This is a genomic window from Acinetobacter sp. UBA2063, from assembly GCF_002333245.1.
GTDB lineage: Bacteria > Pseudomonadota > Gammaproteobacteria > Pseudomonadales > Moraxellaceae > Acinetobacter > Acinetobacter parvus.
The window spans coordinates 1-9,773 of sequence record NZ_DDAH01000250.1 but is presented as its reverse complement, the minus strand read 5'-3'; the positions used below and the strand labels follow the sequence as shown (position 1 = coordinate 9,773).

The following is a 9,773-nucleotide window of genomic DNA, read 5'->3' as shown; positions in this document are numbered from 1 at the left end:
GGTCGGGGAGGATGTCAAATTTATATGTCAACATGTTGTGATATTTATTGTTAGTTTATTACCAAACTGGAATGTGTATTAAGGAGTTTCTTTGAGAATCAACGGAAGTGTTTCACGTTGAACACAGATACAACTGGGTCTTTGAATATGAAAATCTATGATTTTAGAATGAATGTTCCACGTGGAACTTTTTGACACAGGTTAGATTTTGGTTGTGACTGAGTAAGCTGTGCAATTTATGAGGATAAGCTTGATTAGAATAGCGCTAATTTTGAGTTGAGTATGAGACATGTTGAAAAGAATTGCTTTATTTTCATTATTGAGTTGTGCGTCTGCGATGATTTTTGCAAATGTAGAAACCTTAAAAAATAATTTAAATCAGCAATATCCCAATATTCATGTTAGTAATATTCAAGCAACAGAAATGACAGGACTATACAGTGCCAATTTAGATAATCAGATTATTTATTTGGATGAAAATGCCCAACATATGTTTATTGGTTCGATGGTTCGTTTAAAAGATCAAAAGAATCTGACCAAGGACTTGGTTCTAAAGCAAAATTCAATTGACTGGAAACAATTACCTTTAAAAGATGCAATAAAAACGGTAAAGGGCAATGGCAAACAGCAGCTCGCTATTTTTTCAGATCCGAATTGCCCCTATTGTAAGAAATTAGAAGCTGAACTGGATAAGCTCAATGATGTCACCATTTATACGTTTATCTATCCATTAAAAGCACAATCAATTACGGTTTCAAAATCGATTTGGTGTGATCCTAACCAAGCTTACGCGTGGAAAAACTTATTGCAGAAGAATGCACAGCCTAAAGAAAAAACCTGTGCCAACCCGATTGAGCGTAATCTGGCACTGGGACGTAAACTGGGCGTTGAGGGCACCCCTACCCTGATTTTTGAGACGGGTTTTAAAATGACGGGTGTACGGAGTGCCGAGGAAATTCAGTTGATCTGGAAAGAACTGGGCTTATAAATAAACAACTCCCAAACCATTACACCATGAATTGGGAGTATTCAAACGGTTTAGGCTTTTTTGCTGACCAGATTGTAAATAAACAGAACAATCACTGCACCAATCACAGAGGCAATAAATCCTGCCGCCGAATTTTCGCCGTATAGGCCCAGCAAACGGCCACCGTAGGTTGCCAGCAACGAACCTGCGATACCCAGCAGGGTGGTTACAATAAAGCCTGCCTTGTCATCTCCAGGGTGCAACGCACGGGCAATCAAACCCGCAAAGAAACCCACTACAATCGCCACAATTAGAGACCACATTGTCTTTTCTCCTTGTTTTAACAACGGTATTCATAATTATCCTGCTTGATTAGAGCAGCTTTTGTCTGTAGTGGATTGCCCACTTATGTCGTATTTTTGTGCAGTCTTTAGCAGTGTTTGATTAATGGGGCGATATAAAAAAAGGAGCTTTGCAGCCCCTGAGTAGAGCACGGCCTTTGGCCGCGCACAGGAATATGGATTTAAAGACCAATCTCACCAATAAATGGCAAGTGACGGTATTTCTGGTCAAAGTCGAGGCCATAACCCACAATAAAACGGTCCTCAACCTCAAAGCCTAAAAACTTCACTACCAGGTCAATCTCACGGCGTGATGGCTTGCTTACCAGCGTACACAGTTCAATTGAGTTTGGATTACGGGTTTTAAGCATCTCAACCACTTTGCTCAAGGTATTGCCCGAATCAATAATATCCTCAACTACCAGCACATCTTTACCATGAATCTCACCATCCAAGTCTTTCAGAATTTTGACATCACGGGTTGAAACAGTGCCACCGCCATAGCTTGAAACGGTCATAAAATCGAGTTCATGCGGCTTTTCAATGGCACGGCACAAATCTGCCATAAAAATGACTGAACCACGCAGTAAACCAATCAATACCAGTTCCTTGTCACTTTGAGCATAGTGTGCATTGATTTTTTCACCGAGTTGTTTCACTTTGGCTTGAATCTCTTCACTGGAAATCATAATGCGCATTGCAATGGTCATTGGCAGATTCCTAAAACGTAAAAAATGGGAAATAAAAAAGGTGTTGACCTGCAACACCTCGAAATCTTGAGCGAATATGCGAATTTTAAAACAAAATCACCGTTCATGCACCTTTTGATGGTGCAAAAAATGTATCCTTTTTCGGCTGATGACTGTCACGTCTCAGTAGTGCAGCACAGCAGCTTACCAATAAAATCCACCCAATTTTTCGTTTATTCAAAACTTTAGCTTTGGCTATAGGCTTTTTGTCCATAGATATAGGTTACCTCAATATTTCGGTCATCGCCCATGGTAAACAAGGCAAATAGGCTATCCTCGATTGACTTTGAACGTGACTGGCGCAGTTGCTGCAATGCGGTTGGCTTGAGATTTAACACCACAAAATCAGCTTCCTTACCCACATTAAAGTTACCGAGTTTGTCATCCAAGTCGAGGGCTTTTGCACCGCCCAGTGTTGCATGGTACAGCGATTCAAACGCGGACAATTTGTCACCTTGCAACTGTTGTACCTTGTAGGCCTCATTGACGGTCTGCAACAAGCTAAACGAGGTCCCTGCCCCAATGTCGGTCCCGAGACCGACTTTAACTTGCTGTTGCCATGTTTTTTTCAATGGAAACAAGCCACTGCCCAAAAACAGGTTTGAGGTTGGACAGAATGCAATGGCGGAGTCGGTGTCATGCATACATTGCCATTCTTGATCTTCCAGATGCACACAATGTGCAAACACCGAACGGTTTCCTGTTAAACCATAATGATGATAAACATCTAAATAACCCTTTTGTGCTGGGAATAAATCTTTAACCCATGCAATTTCATCTTTATTTTCGCTTAGATGAGTATGTACATAAACATCAGGATATTCAGCTTTGAGTTGCCTTGCTCTTTCAAGTTGTTCAGGTGTAGAGGTTGGTGCAAAACGTGGGGTAATGGCATATAAGGCACGTCCCTGACCATGCCATTTTTCAATCAATGCTTTGGAGTCGTTATAGGCACTCTCGGCAGTGTCACACAGTGCTTCTGGTGCATGACGATCCATCATCACCTTGCCCGCAATTAAGCGCATCTGCTGCTGTGCTGCGGCTTCAAACAAGGCATCCACCGATTCAGGATGCACGGTACAGAACACCAGTGCAGTTGTTGTACCATTTTTAAGCAGTTCCTCTACAAAGAACTTTGCAATCTGTTGTGCATAGGCTTTGTCCTTGAACTGGATTTCGGTGGGAAAGGTGTAGGTGTTGAGCCAGCTTAACAGCTGTTCACCATAGGCCCCGACCATTTCAGTTTGTGGGAAATGGATATGGGTGTCGATCATGCCTGGAATGATCAATTGTTCAGGATAATGCTGAACTTCGACATTGGCAGGAAGATGGGGCTGGGCATCATTCCAAGTGCCAAACCAGAGAATTTGACCTTGTTCAGCGATTAGCAAACCATCTTCGATATAACGAACCTGATCAATAATATCTTGTGCCTGGGAAACAGTTTTTTGGATATCCAGGAAGCGACCACGAACGACCGTGATGGGAGTAGTCAAAGTCATAACAACCTACAATGTTTTTCGTCGATTGTACCCGATTTTATTCAGCTTACTGGATTATTCGCCTAATTTAGGCCATTAAAACGTATGTAAATGTGAGTAATGAATTGAATCAATTCACTTTATTTTTGGGCGGAAATGGGTAAATTGTCAGCAATAATTATACCCTTTGAGAAAAATACATATGTATTACTGGAATACCAAGGCTTTCCCAGATCCATTCCCACGGGTAAAGCTTAAACAGGTTATGAATCGGGCGATTGTTCAGGTCAACAAAACCCTGCCCATCCCAGCCAATATTCTCCATCGACAGTTCAGAGACCTGTAGTTGCGCCTGATAAGCGGTATCCATCAGGTATTCCAGATTGCCCCAATCTTTTGGTGCTCAAGCTGCCAGTCGGTACGCGGTGCGAGGATTTTTCTTTTCATACAAAATTTCAGTTTTCCTGATCAGCCACCAAACGAAGAACCACCACGGCCAAAACCACCACGAACAGGTGAGGAGGCAGAGTAACTTTTTGACGTTGTTGAGATCATGGGCTGCCCGACACTAAGGTTGCTGCGCGGACGTAGGGTATTGCCGCGAAAGGATATTTCCCGATTGCCCTGATAATACTGTGGGCCGAGGTAACGTCCAGAACCAAAACTGCCGTATTATGTTTCTGATTAGGAAAGATAAAAGCTTTAAGCCGCCATATGATATTGATCTGTTTTTTAATGTACAGTCTATTTTTATGATTTAACTATTCAGGCACCTGAATTGATCAAATGCCTGAATTCAAATGATTAAGATTGCAACTGCTTTTTATTATGACGTAATGATAGATAAGCGGTGATACTGAGCACCAGCACAATAAAGCCCAATGAAATCCAGATTGGCATGTGGAACACATCCAGCAATAACATTTTCGTACCAATAAACAATAAGATGATGCCCAGTCCATATGGTAGGTAATGCAGTTTGGTTGCGGCACCAGCCAGCAGGAAGAACATGGCACGTAGGCCTAGAATTGCCATCAGGTTTGCAGTCAGGACAATGAACGGGTCACTGGTGACGGCAAAGATTGCAGGGATGGAATCCACTGCAAAGATCACATCGGAACCTTCAACCAAAATCAGAACTAAAAATAATGGTGTCGCCCACAACAAACCATCACGGCGAACAAAGAATTTTTCACCCTCAAGCTGTGGGGTAATCCGCATATGTTTACGTAACCATTTTAAAGTTTTGATATCTTCGATATTGGTTTCTTCGTCTTGTCCTTTTAGGAATTTGAAACCTGTATAGACCAAGAACGCACCGAAGATGTAAAGAACCCATGAAAACTCTTGAACGAACCATGCACCGATAAAAATAAAGATGGTTCTTAATACGATTGCACCTAATACGCCATAGAGTAAGATTTTACGTTGCAGTGCAGGTGGAATGGCAAATGCGGCGAAGATCATCAGCCAGACGAAGACGTTGTCAATCGCCAGTGATTTTTCCAGTAGATAACCTGCGAAGTATTCCATGGTTTTTTGATTCGCAAGGGTGAGCCCTACTGTTTGCTGTAGATAGAGCCACAAACCTCCACCAAACAGCACCGCCACAGTGACCCAGGCCGCACTCCAGTAGGCAGCCTGCCTGATCGGAACATCCTGACCCTGTTTTTGTTTAAAGCCTAAAAAATCGACCAGTAGCATGACCGCCACAATGCCGAAGAACACCACATACAGCCATAGATTGCCGATAGTTTCCATCACAACTCCCTATCTGGCAAATGGACATAAAAAAACCCTGACCAGTTGCCAGATGAATGAAATAAAACATCTGTTTCAACATGATCAAGGTCTTGCCTACACCACGATAGATTGTGATGCTCAGAGTCCGACTTTTTGCAAAGTGTAATGACGAAGCTCTGACACCTAAGTATTTAAACTACACTACCTAGGTTTGGAGGAGGCTACTCCCCTTGTCAAATTCTGTTATGGATGATGACATCCAAATGTAGCTATAGAATTACACACTTTTAAACAATGTGCAAATCTTCATCAAATAAATTGTGATTAAAAATCTTTAGGATTTCGTTGCGTAAAAATTGATGGCGAGGATTGTGCCGAACTGTGTCATGCCAATACATGCCCATCTTAATTTTAGGTAATTCGATGGGTAGCGGATGAATATTTAAATTTTCTGCATAATGCAGATGTTTAAGGATACTTTGTGGAATGGTCAGGATGGCATTTGGATATTGCGCCAGTACCTGCAAGGCGGTTGCATAGTGCTGGCAACGCAGGAAAATTTGACGGGACAATTGTTGGCGGTTGAGATAAATATCTTCAAGCAATAAGCCTGTGCGCCTTGATGATACACCGATATGTGGTGCGGAGAGATAGTGTGTTAAATCCATCTGCATTTGCTGTGTACACACCACAAAATAATCGTCAATTAAGTTTTCAAACTGTAAATTGGCTTGATACGGTTGCACCAGATCAATCACAAAATCAATTTGTTGTGCTGAAAGATCAGCCAGCATATTTTTACGGTCCAGCTTGGAGCTCAAAAACTGAATATTCAGATTGAGTTGACTAAAGTGATGCACCAGTTGAGGAAAAATAATAGGTTCAATTTCATCATGTATGGCAATTTTAATGCTTTGCAGCAAGCTTGGTACAAAGTCTTGCTGTGGAATCGCAATATTCTGAATCGTGAGCAGCGCATTTTGAATCGGCTGATAAATTTGCTCGGCAAAAGGTGTGGGAAGCATTTTTTGCCCACTGCGCACAAATAATTCATCTTTAAGTTGCTGACGCAAACGTTTTAAAGCATGACTGACCGCAGATTGACTAATACAAAGAAGTTGAGCTGCCTTAGAAATACTTTTTTGTTCAAAAATCGCAATAAAAAGAGGATACAGATTGATATCAATACGATGAAAGTGAGCCACTTCCAGTGGGTTGGTATTATGAATCTGATTCATAGTTTTGCATAAAATAAAATCATTTCATTCATAATAAATTTTCGCTTATGGTGATGTAAAGCAGCGAATCAAGCTTCGCCAAATTTTTACTTTAAGGGAAATGATGATGTTTGCATTATCTGAACGTGCGCAGGATTTTATTACACGAACGCAAGCTTTTATTCAACAAGAAATAGAACCCATTGAAAAAGCATTTTGGGATGAAGTGCATCAACTCAATGTCGATGGTGACTGGACTAAATGGCAGTGGCCAGCTCAACTCGAACAACTCAAAACCAAGGCTAAAGCAGCAGGCTTATGGAATATGTTCTTGCCTGATACTGAACTGGGTGCAGGTTTATCGGTACAGGAATATGCACATATTGCTGAATTGACGGGACGTAGTTTACTTGCTCCGACAGTATTTAACTGTAATGCCCCTGATAGTGGCAATATGGAAGTGTTATGGCGCTATGGTAGCGATGAGCAAAAACGACAATGGCTACAACCGCTGCTTGCTGGTGAAATCCGTTCAGTGTTCTGTATGACGGAACCCGCCGTGGCTTCCAGTGATGCCACCAATATGCAGGCCACGGCAGTGGTGGATGGCGATGAAATTGTTCTGAATGGGCGTAAATGGTGGTCATCTGGCTTGGGTGATCCCAATGCCAAAGTGATTATTTTTATGGCCTACACCCCTGACCCGAGCAAAGACCGTCACCATCAACATTCGATGGTACTTGTGCCGATTGAAACGCAAGGCGTAACGATTGAACGGATGTTGCCTGTATTTGGTGATTACGATGCACCACATGGACATGGACAGGTCAGTTTTGACAATGTGCGTGTGCCAGTGAGCAATTTTATTGGTGGTGCGGGTCAAGGATTTGAAATTGCTCAGGGACGCTTAGGGCCTGGTCGTATTCACCATTGTATGCGTTGTATCGGTGCAGCGGAAAAAGCGTTAGAACTCATGATTGATCGTGGCATGTCACGCAAGGCATTTGGTAAAGAAATTCTTAAACTTGGCGGCAATTTAGAACGTGTGGCAGAAGCCCGCGTGCAGATCGATCAAGCTCGCTTATTGACCCTGTACGCCGCTTATAAGATGGATACACAAGGCAATATGGCCGCACTGACCGAAATTTCTGCCATTAAAGTGGTTGCGCCAACAGTCCTACAAAATGTGGTGGATATGGCGATCCAGATTCACGGCGGAGAAGGTGTATCACGCGATACTCCGCTGACAGCATTTTTCAATCAAGCACGTAGTTTACGTTTGGCTGATGGACCTGACGAAGTACATAAAGGCATGATTGCTAAATTAGAATTGAAAAAACGTGGCTATGGTCGTTGATTAAGGATAAAAACAAATGGCAGTAATTGATGTTGGCGGTCAGGTTCGTCACGGTGAAGAATTGGATATTTCCGCTGTTGAAAACTGGTTAAAAGAACAAGGTGTAGAGCTGCAAGGACAGGCACAAGTGACGCAATATTCAGGGGGTGCATCGAATTGGACCTATCGTTTGCAATATGACAATGCTGATCTGATCTTACGTCGTCCACCGAAAGGCACCAAAGCCAAATCAGCGCATGATATGGCGCGTGAATACAATGTGCAGAAGCATCTTGCACCGTTCTACCCTGTCCTGCCTGAAATGATTGCATTGTGTCAGGATGATAGTGTAATTGGCTGTGATTTCTATGTGATGAAACGGATTGAGGGTATTATTCCACGTGCCAATCTACCTAAAGAATTACAATTGGATCAGTCACAAGTTCAACAGTTGTGTTTGAATGTGCTGGATAAGCTGATTGAGTTGCATCAAGTGCCGTATCAGGGTACTGAGCTGGAAAAACTGGGCAAGGGCGATGGTTACTGCCGCCGTCAAGTTGAAGGTTGGGATGCACGTTATAGTAAAGCGCTTACGCCAAATGTTCCCGATTTTGCTTTTGTGCGCCAGTGGTTGCTGGAACATATTCCTGCCGATTCTAAAACTTGTGTGATTCATAATGACTGGCGTTTTGATAATGTCATTTTAGATCCACAACAACCGACTCAGGTGATTGGTGTACTGGATTGGGAAATGGCGACACTGGGCGATCCGTTGATGGATTTAGGCAGTGCCCTCGCCTACTGGATTCAGGAAGATGACGATGCCCTGATGAAATCCAGCCGCCGTCAGCCAACCAATCTAAAAGGCATGCTGACACGCCAGCAGGTGGTGGATTACTATCTCGATAAAACAGGCCTACAACCAGAAAATTGGGCTTTCTATGAAGTATTTGGTTTATTCCGTTTGGCGGTGATTGCTCAACAGATTTATTATCGTTATTACCACCAGCAAACCGATAATCCTGCATTTAAGGATTTCTGGATTTTGATTCATGCCTTGCATATTCGGGCGTTAAAACTGATTGCAGCAAACAATGCTGAAGCACAGCAATTGATTCCTGAATATGGCGCAAAACTACAGGATATTTTAAAACGATGAGCACAATCTATTTGGTGCGACATGGGCAAGCCTCATTTGGTGCGGCAAGTTATGATCAGCTTTCGGCCAAAGGTGAACAGCAGGCACAGGTGGTGGGTGATTTTTTTAAGCAAACCCTGAAACATCCCCCACTGGTGGTTGCGGGTTCAATGCAGCGTCATCAACAAACCGCACAGTGGGCCTTGTCGAAAAGTTTCCATGATGCACCGATTCAAACCCAATCGGCATGGAATGAGTTTGATCACCAGCATGTGTTTTCCCAATACGAACCACGGTTTAATCAACCTGAATTGCTCAAACAGGATGTTGAACTGGTTGCCAATCCTCGTGCCTATCTGGGCAAAATTTTTGATGGTGCGATTGACCGCTGGATTGGAGCGCAATATGACCATGAATATCATGAGACTTGGTTAGGCTTTCAATCGCGTGTAGAAAATGCCTTACAAACCCTGTGTGAGCATCTTGATGCGACACAACAGCGTCAAGCCGTGGTATTTAGTTCAGGCGGCGTGATTTCTGTGGCGGTTGGCAAGGTTTTGGGTTTGCATGCCAAACAGATTTTTGCACTGAACTGGTCCATCACCAATGCCAGTATCACCACGCTGCGTTGGGTGGATGGGCGTTTGCAGTTACTCAGTTTTAATGAGCATCACTACTTAAAAGCACATGATGCTGAACTTTTAACATGGATTTAAAAAAACAATAGGTGGCAGACATGGCAAAGACGATTTTAATTACAGGTGCAAGTTCAGGTTTGGGTGCAGGTATGGCGCGCGAGTT

At 42.9% G+C, this 9,773-nt stretch carries 10 protein-coding genes and 2 pseudogenes; 5 read left to right on the top strand and 7 right to left on the bottom strand.

What is annotated here, in order from left to right:
* Positions 1-289 precede the first annotated feature (289 nt).
* Entirely contained in the window at positions 290-988 is a 699-nt protein-coding gene (locus B4H32_RS11895) for a DsbC family protein (RefSeq protein ID WP_004683885.1), read from the top strand.
* A gap of 50 nt (positions 989-1,038) precedes the next feature.
* Here B4H32_RS11895 and B4H32_RS11890 read toward each other — a convergent pair whose 3' ends face one another.
* From B4H32_RS11890 to B4H32_RS11860, 7 genes and pseudogenes are all read right to left on the bottom strand, one after another.
* Complete coding sequence (locus B4H32_RS11890; protein ID WP_004683884.1) at positions 1,039-1,290, bottom strand: GlsB/YeaQ/YmgE family stress response membrane protein; 252 nt, start codon at positions 1,288-1,290, stop codon at positions 1,039-1,041.
* A gap of 200 nt (positions 1,291-1,490) precedes the next feature.
* On the bottom strand, positions 1,491-2,018 hold the full coding sequence (gene hpt / locus B4H32_RS11885; protein WP_004683883.1) for a hypoxanthine phosphoribosyltransferase: 528 nt from the start codon (positions 2,016-2,018) through the stop codon (positions 1,491-1,493).
* A gap of 224 nt (positions 2,019-2,242) precedes the next feature.
* Positions 2,243-3,559 (bottom strand): guanine deaminase, encoded by a 1,317-nt coding sequence (gene guaD / locus B4H32_RS11880; RefSeq protein ID WP_004683880.1) that lies wholly within the window; start codon positions 3,557-3,559, stop codon positions 2,243-2,245.
* A gap of 181 nt (positions 3,560-3,740) precedes the next feature.
* Positions 3,741-3,935 (bottom strand): annotated as a pseudogene (locus B4H32_RS11875) (glutathionylspermidine synthase family protein); the annotation flags it as partial.
* 71 nt (positions 3,936-4,006) lie between these two features.
* Positions 4,007-4,204, bottom strand: a pseudogene (locus tag B4H32_RS11870) (hypothetical protein); the annotation flags it as partial.
* A gap of 138 nt (positions 4,205-4,342) precedes the next feature.
* Positions 4,343-5,299 carry a TerC family protein gene (locus tag B4H32_RS11865; protein ID WP_004683878.1) on the bottom strand — a complete coding sequence of 319 codons (957 nt, stop codon included), beginning with the start codon at positions 5,297-5,299 and terminating at the stop codon, positions 4,343-4,345.
* Positions 5,300-5,568: 269 nt separating this feature from the next.
* Positions 5,569-6,519, bottom strand: coding sequence for a LysR family transcriptional regulator (locus tag B4H32_RS11860; protein ID WP_004797914.1), 951 nt, complete (start codon positions 6,517-6,519; stop codon positions 5,569-5,571).
* 106 nt (positions 6,520-6,625) lie between these two features.
* Here B4H32_RS11860 and B4H32_RS11855 point away from each other — a divergent pair, with 106 nt between their 5' ends.
* From B4H32_RS11855 to B4H32_RS11840, 4 genes are all read left to right on the top strand, one after another.
* Complete coding sequence (locus tag B4H32_RS11855) at positions 6,626-7,855, top strand: acyl-CoA dehydrogenase family protein (protein ID WP_004797911.1); 1,230 nt, start codon at positions 6,626-6,628, stop codon at positions 7,853-7,855.
* 16 nt (positions 7,856-7,871) lie between these two features.
* Positions 7,872-8,993: a phosphotransferase family protein gene (locus B4H32_RS11850; RefSeq protein ID WP_004683874.1), complete on the top strand. Its 1,122-nt coding sequence runs from the start codon at positions 7,872-7,874 to the stop codon at positions 8,991-8,993.
* Positions 8,990-9,688 (top strand): histidine phosphatase family protein, encoded by a 699-nt coding sequence (locus tag B4H32_RS11845; RefSeq protein WP_004683872.1) that lies wholly within the window; start codon positions 8,990-8,992, stop codon positions 9,686-9,688. Before B4H32_RS11850 ends, B4H32_RS11845 begins: the two co-directional genes overlap by 4 nt.
* Before the next feature lie 20 nt (positions 9,689-9,708).
* On the top strand, positions 9,709-9,773 hold a 65-nt coding region (locus tag B4H32_RS11840), incomplete at its 3' end, for a hypothetical protein (RefSeq protein WP_286803235.1).